The following is a 15913-nucleotide window of genomic DNA, read 5'->3' on the forward strand; positions in this document are numbered from 1 at the left end:
CTTTGTTTTGACGCAATTCCGGACGGAAAACCGTTCACACTTTTCCTGGAATTGCTCTAAAGAGCTCGGCGCATGCGCGCGGCGAAGAAGCCGTCCAGACCCGAGCGCTCCGGCGCTCCGAGGTCGAGGTCAGCGGGCGTGGTGCGCAGCGTGCCTTGCGCCGTCAGGAACGAATCGATGCCGGCGATCTCGCCCTGATGCAGGGGATCGTCGGCGACCGCCGGCGTTGCCTTGAGGAACGCGCGATGGAGATCCTCGCCTTCGATCGGGTCGAGCGAACAATTGGAAAAGACGATCCGGCCGCCCGGCTTGACCAGGGTGACGGCGCGGGCCAGCAGCCTGTTCTGCAGATCGGCGAGTTTTTCGACATCGGCCGCCGTCTTGGTCCAGGGTACGTCGGGATGCCGGCGCACCGTGCCGGTCGACGAGCAGGGCGCGTCGAGAAGCACGGCGTCGAACAGTTCCGCCGGCTCGTATTTGATGAGGTCGGCCTGGACGATGTCCGCGGCAAGGCCGAGGCGGTCGAGATTCTGCGCCAGCCGGGCCAGCCGGTTCTTCGAGGTGTCGACGGCGGTAACCCTGGCTCCGGCCAGGATCAGCTGTGCGGTCTTGCCGCCGGGCGCCGCGCAGAGATCGGCGACGCGCAGTCCCCTGACATCGCCGAACAGCCGGGCGGGAAAGCTGGCCGCCGCATCCTGCACCCACCAGGCGCCCTCCGCGAAACCGGGCAGTTCGATAACGGGGCCGGCAAGATTTTCCACTCGAACCGTCCCGGTCGGCAGCACGATGCCGCCGAGCTTTTCGGCCCAGAGTTCGGGATCGGCCTTGACCGTGAAGTCCACCGGCGCCTCGTGCCGGTGGGCGGCGAGAATTTGCTTCGTCTTGTCGGCGCCATAGGCGGCCTTCAGCCGGTCGGAGAACCATTTTGGCGCTTCGTCGGTGGTGGCAAGGGCAGCTGGCAGTTCCGTGTCCTTGGCTCGCGCCAGGGTGCGCAGCACGCCGTTGACCAGGCCGGAGAAGCGCTGCGTGCGCGGGTCGGATTTGGCGTGGGTCACCGCCAGGTCGACAGCGGCGCTGTCGGGAATATCGAGGAACAGGATCTGCGCGGCCGCGACATGCAGGATGTGGGACAAAGCGGTGGCGTTGGGCGGCAGCGGCTTTTCCAGGCGCCGCGCCAGCAACCCCGTAATGGTCATGCGATAGCGCAGCGCAGTGACCAGGATGGCGCGCACCAGGCCACGGTCGCGCGGATCGAGCGCCTTGTATTGCGGATGGCCGTTCTCGTGGTCGGTCAGGCCGTCGAGCGGCGTCCTGGCATCGATGACGGCGGCAAGCAAGCGCGCCGCCGCCTTGCGGGCGGCGAGACCAGCGACGAATTCGCCACCGTCCTTGTGTTCCTGATCGCCTGAAACCGTGCGTCGATATCCTCTATCCGCCACGCTCACGACCACCGGCCTTTGGGCCCAGTCGGGTTGCGACCCCACGGATTGGAGTTCGGCTTGGCGGGTTCGGCGGACTGTTCCGGTGCGGCCGGCTTGCCCCACGGCCCGGCCGATTGCGGTTCGTCGGCCCGCGTCGGCTCGGGAGCCCTGCGTTCCGCCGTCCGGGGGGCACTGTCGCCCATCTGCCGCGCCATTTCCTGCAGCGCAGCGATGCGGTTCTCGGTGGCCGGGTGGGTAGAGAACAGACTGTCCATGCGCTCGCCGTGTAGGGGATTGATGATGAAGAGATGCGCCATCGCCGGATTGCGCTCGGCATCGGGGTTGGGAATGCGTTCGGCGCCACGGGCGATCTTGTCAAGCGCCGATGCCAGCCACAGCGGGTGTCCACAGATTTCGGCGCCGCGCCGGTCGGCCTCGTATTCGCGGGTGCGGCTGACCGCCATCTGCACGATCATCGCGGCGAAGGGCGCCACGATCATCGCCGCCAGCACGCCGACAAAGCCGAACGGGTTGTTGTCGCGGTTGCCGCCGAGGAAGAAGGCGAAGTTGCCGAGCATCGAGATGGCGCCGGCAAAGGTGGCGACGATGGTCATGGTCAGCGTGTCGCGATGCTGGACGTGGGCGAGTTCGTGCGCCATGACGGCCGCGACTTCCTCATGGGTCAGCCGCTGCAGCAAGCCGGTGGAGGCGGCAACCGCGGCGTTCTGCGGATTGCGGCCGGTGGCGAAGGCGTTCGGCTGGGGACTGTCGATCAGATAGGTTTTGGGCATCGGCAGGCCGGCCTGCTGGGCCAGCGCCTGGACGATGGCGTAATATTCCGGCGCGTTCTTCTCGTCGACCTCGACGGCGCGGTTCATCGACAGCACCATCTTGTCGGCGTTCCAGTAGCTGAACAGATTGGTGCCGGCGGCGATCACCAGCGCGATCATCATGCCGCCTGACCCGCCGATCAGGAAGCCGACGCCCATGAACAGCGCCGTCATCGCGGCAAGAAGCATGGCGGTGCGAATGGTGTTCATCGTCTGCTCCTGTCCAGATCGCGAAAGGGGGTCGATAGTCCTGGGCTCATCGCTATATGATGGGAAACGCCTGTCCCTGTTTCAATCCGCTGGAAATATCGCATGAACGACGAACCCAGTAAAACGCCGGCCGAAACCGATGGCGACACGCCGCCAAAAGAGCTGACGCCTGCCGCCCGTCGCGCGCTGGCGGAAGCCGAGGCACGACGCGCTGAGTATCGCGAGAAGGAGGCCGCCCTGCCGAAGGAAATCGGTGGCCGTGGCGGCAAGGAACCCGGCCGCTACGGCGACTGGGAAGTCAAAGGCCTGACCAGCGATTTTTAGGGTGTGTGTTGAAATTCAGGTGAGACTGGCCACCATTTTCGACTCGGCCTGACCTGAATCCCGACACACCCGATAACGCCACACCTAGGCGGCGCTGCGTTGCGCCTCAAGCGCCAGCCAGCCGCGTTCGTCGACGGTGATGCCGATGGCGTCATAGCCTGCAATCGCGGCGTGCGGCGTTTGCACCGGGTGCTGGTGCGTGGCGTTGATCACCATGACCGCGGCTTCCGCTGCCTCGGCCGCCGCGATGCCGGCCAGAGCATCCTCGAATACCAGGCAGTCGCGCGCGTCGAAGCCCAGGCGTCTTGCGCCGAGCTGGAAGCAATCGGGCGCCGGCTTGCCGCGGGATACGTCTTCCGCCGATACCAAAACGGCGGGGACCGGAATGCCGGCAACCTTCATGCGTGCAAGCGCCAACGAGCGTGGCGCGGAGGTCACGATCGCCCAGCTCTCGGGAGGCAGCGCCTCGAGAAACGCCACGGCGCCGGCGATTGGCATAATGCCATCGAGATCGTCGGCCTCGGCTTTCAGCAACAGGTCGGCCTCATGCGCCGGATCGACGCCTGGGAGGGCAAGGCCGGTGATGGTCTCGATCGCCCGCACACCGTGGATCGTCGGCAGGAAGGCGGCGACGTCGAGGCCATGGCGGCGTGCCCAATCGCTCCACACCCGCTCCGCCGAGGCGATGGAATTGATCAGCGTGCCGTCCATATCGAAGAGGAAGGCGGCGAATTTTCTGCCTGCAAACATGATTTTCCTTGAAGTCCGGGGAGCGTGTCGAGGGAGGGCGCAACCGTAACGTCAAGGCACCGACATGGGAAGGCGCGAGGGTGTCTTTTCGGACGCTCCAGGGAACCACGGCTCCCCTCCGGCGTTTCAACGACACTGCTTTCCATGACGATTGAAGGGGGGACGTGTGATGCTGATCCGGCTCGGCTATGAAATCGCCATTGAATGCGCCGAGGCCACTCCGGTGATTTCGCTGATCGAGATCCACAAGGACAGGCAGGCCGACATCAAACGGCAGACGCGCGTGCTGACATCGCCTTCCGTGCCGACCAGGCTCTACCACGACATGCATGGCAATGCCTGCCGCCGCTTCACCGCGCCTGCTGGAGGCTTTCGTATCCTCTACGACGCGGTGGTCGAGGACAGCGGCGAGCCGGATGAAGTCAACATGCTGGCCAGGGAGCTACCGGTGGCCGAACTGCCCGACGAGGTGCTCGGTTATCTCCTCGGCAGCCGCTACTGCGAGACCGATCATCTCAGCAATCTTGCCTGGCAGCTGTTCGGTCATCTTCCATCCGGCTGGGCGCGGGTGCAGGCGATCGTCGACTATGTCCACAACCGCCTGTCGTTCGGCTACGGCTATGCGCGTTCAACCCGCACGGCGGCGCAAGCCCATGAGGAACGGGTGGGCGTCTGCCGCGACTTCGCCCATCTGGCGATCACGCTCTGCCGCTGCATGAATATCCCGGCGCGTTATGTGAACGGCTATCTCGGCGACATCGGCGTGCCGACCGATCCGGCGCCGATGGATTTCTCGGCCTGGATGGAAGTGTTCCTGGACGGCAAATGGTACACGTTCGACCCGCGCCACAACCGGCCCAGGATCGGCCGCGTCGTCATCGCGCGCGGCCGCGACGCCACCGACGTGCCGCTGCTGCACAGCTTCGGCCCGCACCGGCTCAGCCTGTTCAAGGTATGGACTTATGAACAGGAAGGCAGGCTGTTCAATCCGCCCTACCATGGCATCGACAAGACGGTCAGCGCACGGATGCTGGCCTAGCCCCTCACTATTTCGGTGTTGCGGACATCTGGTCCGCTTCGGCACACAAGCGCTGTGCCGCAACAGGACGTCGCCGGTGTGCCGCGATCCCTGGGTCCTGACGATCGCCCGCAACATCGAAACCCTGGCGCTGAAGAAAGTAGGCTCGCCCCAAAAAAGGAAAACGCCGCCGCTCCTTGCGAAGCCGGCGGCCTTCCGTGTTTCCGTCCATGGCGCGGCCTGTGGCGGCGACCCGAGGGTCACCCTCCGCGCATCTCGCGCCTTAACGGGAAGACTGCTTCCCGAAAGTGCAATCCTGCGAGGCCACGTTCTGGAAAACGAAATCACTCGACATCGGATCACCTCCTTTCGATTTGTTGAACACGTGGACATGATGGGGTGCGTTGCAGCAAATGACAAGATGCCATGCTGAAAAAGGCACCTTCTCGGAACCACGGAGCATTTCAGGGCGCTTGCGATCTCCGCGCCAAATGGACAAGATCGCGTCATCGAGCCGCAGGGAGGGAGCATGGACGCTACCGAGAAAGCCGCGCGCGTCGTTCGAACGGTGATCGAAACGCTGAAACCCGGTTTTGCCGTCAGGCTGTGGACCGGCGAGCGGATCGGCCCCGCCGGCGGGCCGGTGCTCACCGTCAACGACCAGGATATCGTCTGGCAGGTTGTGAGGCGACCGTCTTTGTCGACGCTGATCGAGATGTGGATTTCCAAGACCATAGACATCGAAGACGGGACGCTGTTCGATTTCTACGCCCTGCCGTCGCAAGGCAAGCTGCGGACCAAGCTCAAATCGCTGCCGAAGCTTGCGATCCTGCGCGACCTGCCTTCCGTGCTTTTGTCACGCAAGCAGATGAGCGCGCGGACCGATCTGTCCGGGCGCAATCCCTATGTCAGCGGTTCGAGCCAGGAAGCGATCCAGCATCATTACGACATTTCGAATGCCTTCTACCGGCTCTTGCTCGACGAGCGCATGGTCTACAGCTGCGGCTACTTCAAGGATTTCGCCAACGGCATCGACCAGGCGCAGGCCGACAAACTCGACCACATCTGCCGCAAGCTCCGGCTGAAACCGGGCGAAAGGCTGCTCGACATCGGCTGTGGCTGGGGCGCCATGCTGATCCATGCCGCGAAGAATTACGGCGTCGTCGGCCACGGCGTCTCGCTGTCGCAGGCCCAGACCGATCTTGCCCGCGAGCGCATCCGCGCCGAGGGGCTGGAGGACAAGATCACCATCGAGATCAAATCCTATGCCGAGCTCACCGGCTCTTTCGACAAGATATCGTCGATCGGCATGTTCGAGCATCTGGGTATCGCCAACCACGCCACCTACTTTTCCACCGTCCACCGGCTGCTGAAGCCGGGCGGTATCTATCTGCATCACGCCATCACCAGGCGCAGCAAGGGCGACATGAAGAAGACCCTGCGCAAGGGACCGGAATACAAGGCATTGCTCAAATACATCTTCCCCGGCGGTGAACTCGACACGATCGGCATGACAACAGGCAATCTGGAGGCGCACGGTTTTCTCGTCTACGATGTCGAGAATTTGCGCGAGCATTATGCCCGCACCTGCAGGCTGTGGGCCGAGCGGCTGCAGGCCCGCTTCGACGAGGCGGTCGCCGAGGTCGGCGAGGCCAAGGCGCGGCTGTGGCTGCTTTATCTGACTGGCTGTTCGATCACCTTCGAGCGCGCCTCGGCGCAGATTTTCCAGACCGTCGTCACCAAGCGCGCACGCGGCCCGAGCGGCCTGCCGCCGACGCGGGCCGATCTTTATCGGTGACTACACGAACTGCATCTCGTCGCCGAGCTTGATGCTGGCTGGCCTGTCGACCGTGCAATACACCCCGAGGTTATGGGCGTTGTGGCGGACCAGGTTGCGCAGGATGCCGGGATCGTTGTCGAAGCCGTCCTGGGCGATGATGGTGAAGCCGCAGCGGCGGCATGGTTCGGAGATGGTCAGCAGGAGATCGCCGATCGCCAGCTTGCGGCCGATCCATTCCGTCTCCGGAAACGAGCCTTCGATCGCCGCCATGTCGACGACGATGTTGGGGCGGAAGCGGCGCGGGTCGGCGGCGCCTTCCGGATGCAATGCCTTCAGGCGCGCCAGCGAAGCCGTGGTCAAGAGATGAATGGGCGCCTTGCGGTAGCGTTCCGCCGTCATTGGGCCGGAATAGCCAGGCGCATTCTCCTGGCTGAACGGCCGGAGCGAGGCTTCGAAGCCGAGATAGGCCGACACCGCGCGGTCGCTCTCGACGCCGGGAGCAGACAGCCATTCGCCGTCGGGGACGGCGACCTCAAGCTGGCGAGCGGGGTTCAACCGGGTGCGGATCAACGGCACCTTGTGCCATTTCTCGGCCCGGTCCGGCCGGGCGATCTCGTTGTCGGATGCATCGACCAGGCCGAAGATGCGGTCGCCCTCGATGCTTTCGAGTGCAACGGAGATCGCCTCCAGGCGTTCGCCGGCGAGCGAGCTCGCCGGATAGCGCCAGAGTTCGCTGACAGTGCCGAGCAAGGCCGCGTCCCGCATCACCCCTTCTTGTTCTGCCGGTTTGCGACCAGGTCGTCGACCACGGCTGGATCGGCGAGCGTCGAGGTGTCGCCAAGGGCGGCAAAATCGTCCTCGGCGATCTTGCGCAGGATGCGGCGCATGATCTTGCCGGAACGCGTCTTGGGCAGGCCGGGCGCGAACTGGATCTTGTCGGGCGAGGCGATGGCGCCGATCTCCTTGCGGACATGGGCGACAAGCTCCTTGCGCAGCTCTTCGGTCGGTTCGGCACCCTTCATCAAGGTGACGTAGCTGTAGATGCCCTGACCCTTGATGTCGTGCGGGTAGCCGACGACGGCGGCCTCGGAGACCTTCTCATGGCTGACCAGTGCCGATTCGACTTCGGCCGTGCCCATGCGATGGCCGGAGACGTTGATGACGTCGTCGACACGGCCGGTGATCCAGTAGTAGCCGTCAGCGTCGCGGCGGCAGCCGTCGCCGGTGAAGTACTTGCCCTTGTAGGTGGAAAAATAGGTCTGCACGAAACGGTCGTGATCGCCATAGACGGTGCGCATCTGGCCCGGCCAGGAATCGGTGATGCAGAGGTTGCCGTCGGCCGCCCCTTCCAGCACCTTGCCTTCGCCGTCGACCAATTGCGGCTTGATGCCGAAGAAAGGCCGCGTCGCCGAACCCGCCTTGAGGTCGGTCGCACCTGGCAGCGGCGTGATCAGGATACCGCCGGTCTCGGTCTGCCACCAGGTGTCGACGATCGGCACCTTGCCGTTGCCGACGACGTTGAAATACCACTCCCAGGCTTCCGGGTTGATCGGCTCGCCGACCGAGCCCAGCACGCGCAGCGACTTGCGCGAGGTCTTCTTCACAGGGTCATTGCCCGCGCCCATCAGCGCGCGCAGCGCCGTCGGCGCGGTGTAGAAGATGTTGACCTTGTGCTTGTCGATGACTTCCCAGAAGCGCGACTGCGATGGGTAATTCGGCACGCCCTCGAACATCAGCGTGGTGGCGCCGTTGGCGAGCGGGCCATAGACGATGTAGCTGTGGCCGGTCACCCAGCCGACATCGGCGGTGCACCAGTAGATGTCGCCGTCATGGTAGTCGAAGACATATTGGTGCGTCATCGAGACATAGACGAGGTAGCCGGCGGTGGTGTGCAGCACACCCTTCGGCTTGCCGGTCGAGCCCGAGGTGTAGAGGATGAACAGCGGATCCTCGGCCTTCATCTTCTCCGGCTTGCACTCGGCCTTCACCGTCGCGACCTCGTCGTGGTACCAGACGTCGCGGCCCGGAGCCCAGCCGATCTTGCCGCCGGTGCGGCGCACGACGACGACGTTCTTGACCATCACATGCTGTCTGGCGGCGATGTCGATCGCCTTGTCGGTATTGTCCTTCAGCGGGATCGGCTTGCCGCCGCGCAGGCCCTCATCTGCGGTGATGACGAAGGTCGATTCGCAATCGACAATGCGGCCGGCCAGCGCATCCGGCGAAAAGCCGCCGAAGACGATCGAATGGATGGCGCCGATACGGGTGCAGGCCAGCATCGCATAGGCGGCCTCCGGGATCATCGGCATGTAGATGGTGACGCGGTCGCCCTTCTTGACGCCGTGCTTCTTCATCACATTGGCGAGCCGGCAGACATGCTCGTAAAGCTCGTTGTAGGTGATCTTCTTGTCGTCGTAGGGATTGTCGCCTTCCCAGATGATGGCGGTCTGGTTGCCGCGCTTCTTGAGGTGGCGGTCGATGCAATTGTAGGAAACGTTGGTCAGCCCGTCCTCGAACCACTTGATCGAGACCTTGCCGTCGAAGGAGGTGTTCTTGACCTTGCTGTAGGGCTTGAACCAGTCGATGCGCTTGCCGTGCTTGCCCCAGAATTTGTCCGGGTTCTTGATGCTGTCGGCATACCATTTCAGGTAGGTATCGTTGTCGATCAGCGCATTCTTCTTCCACGCCGGCTGGACGCGATGGACATGAACCTCGGACATTCCTGACTTTCCTCCCGAACCAATCCGCCGGCTTGAAATGCCGGCGGGATCGCGGTGACACGACCGCGAATTCGGCGGCATTATTACCAGTTCCGCCGTTACGGCAATATTAGACGTTGGATTCGCGCGGCGGGATGCCGCAGGTAGGCTTTGGAGGGTTGTCAGCACTCGGTCGAGCGCGCTGCTAACTGCATGTTTTCGCGTGGTAAAGCCGGTTTCGATGAAGAAAAAATCAATAGACGGTTAAGCAACGGCGCGCACAATCGGCCTTGGGAGGAGAGGAGAATCAACCAAGGGACCGCCCAGGGGGACCGCAATGCGCGATCATGCCGAAATGGACCTGATGCTCAAAGGCTATGGCCTGACCACGGCCAAAATTCTGTATCACTTTCCCGACCACCCACATCTGCTGCAGAGCTTTATCTGGCAGGACTACGACATCGCGCCGAAGTTTCCGGTGCTGATCAAATTCATCGAGTTCTGGAAAGCCAAGCTCGACGGGCCGCTGCACTCGGTCAGCTATACGCACCAGAAGCTGATCGCGCCGAACGAATGGCGCAAGGTGGACGGCGAGTTCGTGCTGCATTAGGCGAGTTGGTTTGTTGAGGTTGGCGCTCTACGGCGCCCCCCTCTGTCCTGCCGGACATCTCCCCCTCAAGTGGGGAGATCGGATGTTGTGACGGCTTTCGCCAATATCGAGAGTAAAGAGATGGCGCGGTGGGTGAAACTGCCGATCTCCCCCCTAGTGGGGGAGATGCCCGGCAGGGCAGAGGGGGGGCGCTGTCCCGCGAATCTCTCGTTAATTGCAGGAGCTCACACCGCCGGCGGGCTCAGCCGGGCAAAGCCTTCCTGGCGGCGATAGGGGAAGTACGGGTAGGGTGCGGTGACTTCGCTGGCGGCATCGAGCTTTTTCATCTGCTCCGGCGTCAGCGTCCAGCCGACGGCGCCGAGGTTCTGGCGCAGCTGCTCCTCGTTTCGGGCGCCGATGATGACCGATGACACGGTCGGGCGCTGCAGCAGCCAGTTGATGGCGATCTGCGGCACGGTCTTGCCGGTTTCCTGCGCCACCGCGTCAAGCGCATCCATCACCCGATAGAGATGCTCGTCCTCGACCGGCGGACCGAAGCTCGCGGTGTCGTGCAGCCGGCTCGTTTCCGGCAGAGGCTGGCCACGGCGGATCTTGCCGGTGAGGCGGCCCCAGCCAAGCGGGCTCCACACCAGCGCGCCAACGCCCTGGTCGAGGCCGAGCGGCATCAGCTCCCATTCATAGTCGCGCCCGACAAGCGAATAGTAGACCTGGTGCGCGACATAACGCGGGTAGCCATGCTTATCCGCTTCCCCCAGCGACTTCATCACTTGCCAGCCGGAGAAGTTGGAGACCCCGACATAGCGCAGCTTGCCGGCGCGCACGAGCGCGTCCAGCGTCGACAAAACCTCGTCGATCGGCGTGCCGGCATCGAAGGCGTGCAGCTGCAGCAGGTCGATGTAGTCGGTGCCGAGGCGGTTCAGCGCGGCATCCACGGCCTTTATCAGACGCGAACGCGACGAGCCGTAGTCGGCCGGTCCGTCGCCCATCGGCAGCGAGGTCTTGGTCGAGATCAACACGGCGTCGCGGCGGCCTTTTATGGCTTCGCCGAGCACCTCTTCCGAGGCGCCGTTCGAATAGACGTCGGCGGTGTCGAACAGATTGACGCCGGCCTCGAGGCAAATGTCGACCAGCCGGCGCGCTTCCCTGGCGTCGCTGTTGCCCCAGGCGCCGAACAGCGGGCCAGAGCCGCCAAAGGTTCCCGCGCCGAATGAAAGTGCGGGCACTTTCAGGCCCGATGCGCCGAGAGGTCGATAGTCCATTTTTCTACTCCTGATGATATCGAAAACGAATTGCGGGCGAGCCTTACGAGTTGGCGCAGACAGGCGTGCCGAGCGAGGCGCTGCGGTCGAGGCGCAGCGCCAGCCCGGCGACGCCGAGGGCCGCGACCGGCAGCAACGCGGCGACCCAGGTGAGCGCGCCAAGGCCGAGGCCGTGGGCAATGACCGCGCCGCCAAGCCATGCACCGCCGGCATTGCCAAGATTGAAGGCGGCGATGTTGAAGGACGAGGCGAGGCTCTGGCCGGCCCCTTGGGCCTTTTCCAGCACCCACATCTGCAGCGGCGCGACGGTGGCGAAGGCGGCGGCACCGAGCAGACCGACATAGATCACGGCCAGCACCTGGCTGTGGATGGCGAAGCTCATGGTTACGAGCACCAAAGCGAGCGTGACGAGGCTGCCGAGCACGGACGGCACCAGCCAGCGGTCGGCGATCTTGCCGCCAAGCAGATTGCCGGCGATGAGGCCGCCGCCGAAGACGAGCAGGATCGGCGATACCGCCGCTTCCTTGAAGCCCGAGAGCTCGGTCAACAGCGGGGCGATGTAGGTGAAGACGGCGAAGACGCCGGCATAGCCAAGCACGGTGGTGGCAAGGCCAAGCAGGACGGGCGTGCGGCGCAGCACGGCGAGATCGGCGCGCAGGTCGCTCTTCTCGGGTGCTGTCCGGCTGCGCGGCACCAGGGCCAGGATGACGGCGAAGGCCGCCAGGCCGACCGCGGTTACCGCCCAGAAGGTCGCGCGCCAGCCGAAGGCCTGGCCAAGCCAGGTGCCGAAGGGCACGCCGAGGATGTTGGCGACGGTCAAGCCGGTGAACATCAACGCGATCGCCGAAGCCTTCCTGTTGGGTGCGACAAGGCCGGTGGCGACCACCGAGCCGACGCCGAAGAAAGTGCCATGGGCAAAGGCGGTGATGACGCGGGCGCCCATCAGCGTCCAGTAGTCGGGCGCCAGCGCACAGGCGAGATTGCCAAGCGTGAAGATCGCCATCAGCGCCAGCAGCACGGTCTTGCGCGGCCAATTGCCGGTGGCGATGGTGAGCAGCGGGGCGCCGATGACGACGCCCAGCGCATAGCCCGAAATGAGCTGGCCGGCGGCCGAGATCGAGACACCAAGGTCTTTGCTGACATCGAGCAGCAGACCCATGATGACGAATTCGGTGACGCCGATGCCGAAGGCACCGGCGGCGAGGGCGTAGAGAGCAAGAGGCATGGTGGTTCCCACTTCGGCGATGACGAGCGCCTTGTCCAAACCCGCGCCCGACCCGGAAGATCGTGTTGCCGTGCATTGTGAACCAGACTTGCTCCAGGCATATTTTCTGTGAAATAGATTCACAGATGGCCAGATCCGACATCAACCGCTCCGGCGAGATCGAAGTCTTCGTCCGCGTCGTCGAGGCGGGCAGCTTTTCGGCTGCGGCGCGCAACCTGCGCATGACACCATCGGCGGTCAGCAAGCTGATTGCGCGGCTGGAAGCTAGGCTCGGCGCCCGGCTGGTCAGCCGCTCGACGCGCAAGCTGCAGCTGACGCCGGAAGGCAGCGCTTTCTACGAGAGCGGCCTGCGCATCCTGGCCGACATGGCGGCGGCCGAGCGCGAGGCGGCGGCGGGTGCTGCGCCGCGCGGGCGGCTGCGGGTCAACACCTACGTGCCCTTCGGCGTGCACCGGCTGATTCCGCTTTTGCCGCGCTTCCTCGAACGCTACCCCGAAATATCGGTCGACCTGGTGCTGACCGACAGCGTCATCGATCTGATGGCGGAGCGTGCCGATGTCGCCATCCGAGCCGGGCAGCTCGGCGAGTCACGGCTGGTGGCGCGCAAGCTAGGCCAAAGCCCGATGGTGGTAGTAGCCGCCCCGTCCTATCTTGGAGCGCATGGGACGCCGCGCCTGCCTGCCGAACTCGACCGTCACAATCGCCTTGCCTTCGGCTTCGCCCGGTACAGCGACGGCTGGCCGTTCGCGGACGGTACGTCCTTCACGGTTCCGGTCAGCGGCAATGCGATGGTCAGCGACGGCGAAGCGATGCGGCTGATGACGATTGCGGGCGCGGGCATTGCCCGGCTGGCGCGCTGGCATGTCGAGCCCGATATTGCCACCGGCCGGCTGATGCCGCTGCTGGAAGACTTCAACCCTGGCGATGTCGAACCGACACATGCCGTCTATGTCGGCCACGGCAAGCACCTGCCGGCCAGAGTGCGGGCCTTTCTCGATTTTCTGGTCGAGACCGTGCGGATGGCCTGAAGTGATACCCGGGAGCCGTCCGACTCCCGGGATAGCCTTCGTCAGCCGCGTTATGCTTTGGGCGTGAACGGCTCCGGCCGGCGGCCGGCCGCCTGGCGTTCGACCATCCAGCCGGGATATTCCGCTGGCAGCGCGCTGACCTCGTCGAGACGGGCGAGATCGTCGGTGTCGAGCTTCACTTCAGTCGCCGCAAGGTTCTGTTCGAGCTGCTCCATGCGGCTGGCGCCGATGATGACGCTCATCACGAAAGGCTTGGCCAGGACATAGCCGAGCGCCACTGTGGCAACGCTGACATCATGCTTCCTGGCGACCTCGCGCATGACGGCGACGGCCGCCCAGGCCCGGTCCTCGTTGACCGGCGGGAAGTTGAAGGACGCACGGCGGCCCTCGCCATTGCCGGGCGCGCCGGGGCCGTATTTGCCGGACAGCAGGCCACCGGCCATCGGCGACCACACCATCAGGCCGAGCTTCTCCTCGTTGATGAGCGGCACGATCTCGCGTTCGAGGTCGCGGCCGGCGATCGAATAATAGGACTGGATGGTCTCGAAGCCGGCAAAGCCCTTGGCGTCGGCGATGCCGAGCGCCTTGGCGATGCGCCAGGCCTGCCAGTTGGAAACGCCGACATAGCGGACCTTGCCGCTGGCAACGAGATCGTCGAGCGCCCGCAGCGTCTCGTCGATCGGCGTCACCGTGTCGGTCCCGTGCAGCTGATAGAGATCGATGTGGTCGAGTTGCAGCCGTTCGAGGCTCGCATCGACCGAATCCATGATGTGGCCGCGCGAGGAGCCGCGCTGGTTCGGCCCATCGCCCATGGCGCCATGGACCTTGGTGGCAATCACCACGTCCGAGCGTTTGACGCCAAGGTCCCTGAGCGACTGGCCAAGCAGGCGCTCGGATTGACCGAAGGAGTAGACATCGGCCGTGTCGAAGAAATTGACACCGGCGGCAATCGAGCGGCCGACGATCTCGTTGACGCCCTTCTGGTCGAGGCTGGCGATCAGGCCCCATTGGGCGTTTTCGCCGGCGGCGCCGAAGGTCATGGTGCCGAGGCACAGTTCGGAGACGAACATCCCCGTATTTCCAAGCTGATTGTAACGCATGGCAAAGGCTCCAGGAGAATTGTGATGACACTAATCAAATAGGAACGGTACGTTTCGTTTCCACTGTTGGCGTAACGACCGCTTGAGATTGGCCCAATGCGCGTGAGCGTAGATGGAACGCTTCGAAAAGCAGACGAACGAGCTTAGACGTCCCAGGGATCGAGCACCGTCACGCCTGTATCATCGAAGTCGGCGGTGTTGCGCGTCACCAGAATAAGATCATGGACAAGGGCGGTTGCCGCGATGAGGGTATCGGCGCTGCCTCTTGTGCGGCCGGCCGTGATACGGCCCCAAGCCAACGCGACATCTTCGGTAACGGCAAGAATACGGTCGGCATTGTCCCGCCGAAGCTCTCGCAGCCACAGATCGAGGCGTGTTGCCCTTTCGGGTTCGGCCTTGCGCAGCTTGATGATCCCACGCTCGATGTCTCCAAGCGTAATGACGCTGAGATTGACCGATGTCGGGTCCACCGATGCCAGCCATTCAGTCGGCTTGGGCAGCCGCCTCTGCACATCCGAAACGATGTTCGTGTCGAGCAGATACATCAGAGATCGACATCCCGGATCATCGTCTTCGGGCGACGGTTGACCTCTTCGGCGAAATCATCGTCCCAGACAGGACCTGTCAAAAGGTACTCCGCTAGCGATTTTTTCTTTCCAGCGAGACGGTCGTAGTCCTCGGCGGAGAGCACCACTGCGGCACGCTCGCCGCGCAACGTCACCGTCTGCGGTCCCTCGCTTCGCGCACGCTGAACCACCTTGGAAAAATTGTTCTTCGCGTCCTGAAGGTGCCAGTTCATGAAATGCTCCTAGCTAGCTTGGCTAGATTTAGCATTTTGCATGGTGAGGCAGCAAGGAATGTGCTGGTGCCGTGCGGGACTAACGACTGCCAAAGATCGCTGAACCGACCCGGACGCTGGTGGCGCCGAAAGCGATCGCCGTCNCGTCTCGTAGTCGCCGGACATGCCCATCGAGAGTTTGGCGACGCCGGCTTCCTTGCCGAGCTTTTCCAGCAGCGCGAAGTGCGGACCGGGATTCTCGTCGGCCGGCGGGATGCACATCAGGCCTTCGATGGCGAGCCCGTGGACGTCGCGGCAGCGCGCGACGAAGGCCACCGCCTCACGCGGTTCGATGCCGGCCTTCTGCGGTTCCGAACCGGTGTTGACCTGGACGTACAGCTTTGGCGCGTGGCCTTGCCGGGCGATCTCCCTGGCGAGTTCGGCGGCGATCTTTTCGCGGTCGACCGTCTCGATGACGTCGAACAGCGCGACGGCCTCCCTGGCCTTGTTCGATTGCAGCGGGCCGATCAGGTGCAGCTCGATGTCCGGGAAAGCTCCTTTCAGCGCCGGCCACTTGCCTTGCGCCTCCTGCACGCGATTCTCACCGAAGACGCGCTGGCCGGCCTCGATGACCGGGCTGATGTCGGCGGCCTCGAAGGTCTTTGAGACGGCGACCAGCGTCACCGTCCCGGCTTCGCGGCCAGCCTCGCGCTCGGCCCCGGCGATCTTCGCCTTAACCGCAAAAAACTGCTGAACGGCGTCGCCCATATGCAAATCCTGCTGTTTTGACCCGCGTTTTTGGCCGACGCGGTGCCCATATGGTTGACGGGTTTGCCAAACCATGGTGAACACCCGGACCACATTCCCTGAACTGCCGAGCG

General features: G+C 64.0%; 16 protein-coding genes and 1 pseudogene. 6 read left to right on the forward strand and 11 right to left on the reverse strand.

Annotated elements, in window-relative coordinates; translation table 11 throughout:
* Window positions 1-56 precede the first annotated feature (56 nt).
* Window positions 57-1445 (reverse strand): RsmB/NOP family class I SAM-dependent RNA methyltransferase, encoded by a 1389-nt coding sequence (locus X741_RS155095; protein WP_023777558.1) that lies wholly within the window; start codon window positions 1443-1445, stop codon window positions 57-59.
* Window positions 1442-2461, reverse strand: a complete 1020-nt coding sequence (gene htpX / locus X741_RS155090; RefSeq protein ID WP_023777559.1) for a zinc metalloprotease HtpX — start codon at window positions 2459-2461, stop codon at window positions 1442-1444. Before htpX ends, X741_RS155095 begins: the two co-directional genes overlap by 4 nt.
* Window positions 2462-2563: 102 nt before the next feature.
* Here htpX and X741_RS155085 point away from each other — a divergent pair, with 102 nt between their 5' ends.
* The gene (locus X741_RS155085) at window positions 2564-2785 is read left to right on the forward strand and encodes a DUF1674 domain-containing protein (RefSeq protein ID WP_023777560.1); all 222 of its coding nucleotides are present in this window, start codon (window positions 2564-2566) and stop codon (window positions 2783-2785) included.
* Window positions 2786-2869: 84 nt separating this feature from the next.
* Here the strand turns inward: X741_RS155085 and X741_RS155080 are convergent, their stop codons facing one another.
* Entirely contained in the window at window positions 2870-3535 is a 666-nt protein-coding gene (locus tag X741_RS155080; protein ID WP_023777561.1) for an HAD-IA family hydrolase, read from the reverse strand.
* Window positions 3536-3704: 169 nt separating this feature from the next.
* Here X741_RS155080 and X741_RS155075 point away from each other — a divergent pair, with 169 nt between their 5' ends.
* The 3 genes from X741_RS155075 to X741_RS155070 all read left to right on the forward strand — a co-directional run bounded on the left by X741_RS155075 (window position 3705) and on the right by X741_RS155070 (window position 6351).
* On the forward strand, window positions 3705-4574 hold the full coding sequence (locus X741_RS155075; protein ID WP_023777562.1) for a transglutaminase family protein: 870 nt from the start codon (window positions 3705-3707) through the stop codon (window positions 4572-4574).
* Window positions 4575-4650: 76 nt separating this feature from the next.
* Window positions 4651-4986, forward strand: coding sequence for a hypothetical protein (locus tag X741_RS1000000169695; protein WP_156937873.1), 336 nt, complete (start codon window positions 4651-4653; stop codon window positions 4984-4986).
* A gap of 96 nt (window positions 4987-5082) precedes the next feature.
* Window positions 5083-6351 carry a cyclopropane-fatty-acyl-phospholipid synthase family protein gene (locus X741_RS155070; RefSeq protein WP_023777563.1) on the forward strand — a complete coding sequence of 423 codons (1269 nt, stop codon included), beginning with the start codon at window positions 5083-5085 and terminating at the stop codon, window positions 6349-6351.
* Here the strand turns inward: X741_RS155070 and X741_RS155065 are convergent, their stop codons facing one another.
* Both X741_RS155065 and acs read right to left on the reverse strand, forming a co-directional pair.
* Window positions 6352-7098, reverse strand: coding sequence for an MOSC domain-containing protein (locus tag X741_RS155065; protein WP_023777564.1), 747 nt, complete (start codon window positions 7096-7098; stop codon window positions 6352-6354).
* The gene (gene acs, locus X741_RS155060; protein WP_023777565.1) at window positions 7098-9053 is read right to left on the reverse strand and encodes an acetate--CoA ligase; all 1956 of its coding nucleotides are present in this window, start codon (window positions 9051-9053) and stop codon (window positions 7098-7100) included. The genes X741_RS155065 and acs overlap by 1 nt, the downstream gene beginning before the upstream one ends.
* Window positions 9054-9369: 316 nt before the next feature.
* Here acs and X741_RS155055 point away from each other — a divergent pair, with 316 nt between their 5' ends.
* The gene (locus X741_RS155055) at window positions 9370-9642 is read left to right on the forward strand and encodes an usg protein (RefSeq protein WP_023777566.1); all 273 of its coding nucleotides are present in this window, start codon (window positions 9370-9372) and stop codon (window positions 9640-9642) included.
* Between the two features lie 224 nt (window positions 9643-9866).
* Here the strand turns inward: X741_RS155055 and X741_RS155050 are convergent, their stop codons facing one another.
* Window positions 9867-10901, reverse strand: coding sequence for an aldo/keto reductase (locus X741_RS155050; protein WP_023777567.1), 1035 nt, complete (start codon window positions 10899-10901; stop codon window positions 9867-9869).
* A gap of 43 nt (window positions 10902-10944) precedes the next feature.
* On the reverse strand, window positions 10945-12126 hold the full coding sequence (locus X741_RS155045) for an MFS transporter (protein ID WP_023777568.1): 1182 nt from the start codon (window positions 12124-12126) through the stop codon (window positions 10945-10947).
* Window positions 12127-12251: 125 nt separating this feature from the next.
* Here X741_RS155045 and X741_RS155040 point away from each other — a divergent pair, with 125 nt between their 5' ends.
* The gene (locus tag X741_RS155040) at window positions 12252-13154 is read left to right on the forward strand and encodes a LysR family transcriptional regulator (protein ID WP_023777569.1); all 903 of its coding nucleotides are present in this window, start codon (window positions 12252-12254) and stop codon (window positions 13152-13154) included.
* 50 nt (window positions 13155-13204) lie between these two features.
* On the opposite strand, the gene X741_RS155035 is transcribed toward X741_RS155040, so the two are convergent.
* From X741_RS155035 to X741_RS01000000166475, 4 genes and pseudogenes are all read right to left on the reverse strand, one after another.
* The gene (locus X741_RS155035; protein WP_023777570.1) at window positions 13205-14254 is read right to left on the reverse strand and encodes an aldo/keto reductase; all 1050 of its coding nucleotides are present in this window, start codon (window positions 14252-14254) and stop codon (window positions 13205-13207) included.
* Window positions 14255-14397: 143 nt separating this feature from the next.
* Window positions 14398-14799: a type II toxin-antitoxin system VapC family toxin gene (locus tag X741_RS155030; RefSeq protein ID WP_023777571.1), complete on the reverse strand. Its 402-nt coding sequence runs from the start codon at window positions 14797-14799 to the stop codon at window positions 14398-14400.
* A complete protein-coding gene (locus X741_RS155025; protein WP_013892420.1) occupies window positions 14799-15053 on the reverse strand; it encodes a type II toxin-antitoxin system Phd/YefM family antitoxin in 255 nt (84 codons plus the stop codon). The genes X741_RS155030 and X741_RS155025 overlap by 1 nt, the downstream gene beginning before the upstream one ends.
* Before the next feature lie 79 nt (window positions 15054-15132).
* Window positions 15133-15800 (reverse strand): annotated as a pseudogene (locus X741_RS01000000166475) (YggS family pyridoxal phosphate-dependent enzyme).
* Window positions 15801-15913 lie beyond the last annotated feature (113 nt).

Origin of the sequence: Mesorhizobium sp. LNHC221B00, from assembly GCF_000502935.1 — a bacterium.
Lineage (GTDB): Bacteria > Pseudomonadota > Alphaproteobacteria > Rhizobiales > Rhizobiaceae > Mesorhizobium > Mesorhizobium opportunistum.

Bases quoted from the DNA above. Each gene is read 5' to 3' on its own strand.
- X741_RS155075 (WP_023777562.1), top strand. From the start codon at position 3,705: ATGCTGATCCGGCTCGGCTATGAAATCGCCATTGAATGCGCCGAGGCC.
- X741_RS155045 (WP_023777568.1), bottom strand. From the start codon at position 12,126: ATGCCTCTTGCTCTCTACGCCCTCGCCGCCGGTGCCTTCGGCATCGGC.
- X741_RS155050 (WP_023777567.1), bottom strand. From the start codon at position 10,901: ATGGACTATCGACCTCTCGGCGCATCGGGCCTGAAAGTGCCCGCACTT.
- acs (WP_023777565.1), bottom strand. From the start codon at position 9,053: ATGTCCGAGGTTCATGTCCATCGCGTCCAGCCGGCGTGGAAGAAGAAT.
- X741_RS155085 (WP_023777560.1), top strand. From the start codon at position 2,564: ATGAACGACGAACCCAGTAAAACGCCGGCCGAAACCGATGGCGACACG.
- X741_RS155065 (WP_023777564.1), bottom strand. From the start codon at position 7,098: ATGCGGGACGCGGCCTTGCTCGGCACTGTCAGCGAACTCTGGCGCTAT.
- X741_RS155080 (WP_023777561.1), bottom strand. From the start codon at position 3,535: ATGTTTGCAGGCAGAAAATTCGCCGCCTTCCTCTTCGATATGGACGGC.
- X741_RS155040 (WP_023777569.1), top strand. From the start codon at position 12,252: ATGGCCAGATCCGACATCAACCGCTCCGGCGAGATCGAAGTCTTCGTC.
- X741_RS155055 (WP_023777566.1), top strand. From the start codon at position 9,370: ATGCGCGATCATGCCGAAATGGACCTGATGCTCAAAGGCTATGGCCTG.
- X741_RS155025 (WP_013892420.1), bottom strand. From the start codon at position 15,053: ATGAACTGGCACCTTCAGGACGCGAAGAACAATTTTTCCAAGGTGGTT.
- X741_RS155070 (WP_023777563.1), top strand. From the start codon at position 5,083: ATGGACGCTACCGAGAAAGCCGCGCGCGTCGTTCGAACGGTGATCGAA.
- X741_RS155035 (WP_023777570.1), bottom strand. From the start codon at position 14,254: ATGCGTTACAATCAGCTTGGAAATACGGGGATGTTCGTCTCCGAACTG.
- X741_RS155030 (WP_023777571.1), bottom strand. From the start codon at position 14,799: ATGTATCTGCTCGACACGAACATCGTTTCGGATGTGCAGAGGCGGCTG.
- htpX (WP_023777559.1), bottom strand. From the start codon at position 2,461: ATGAACACCATTCGCACCGCCATGCTTCTTGCCGCGATGACGGCGCTG.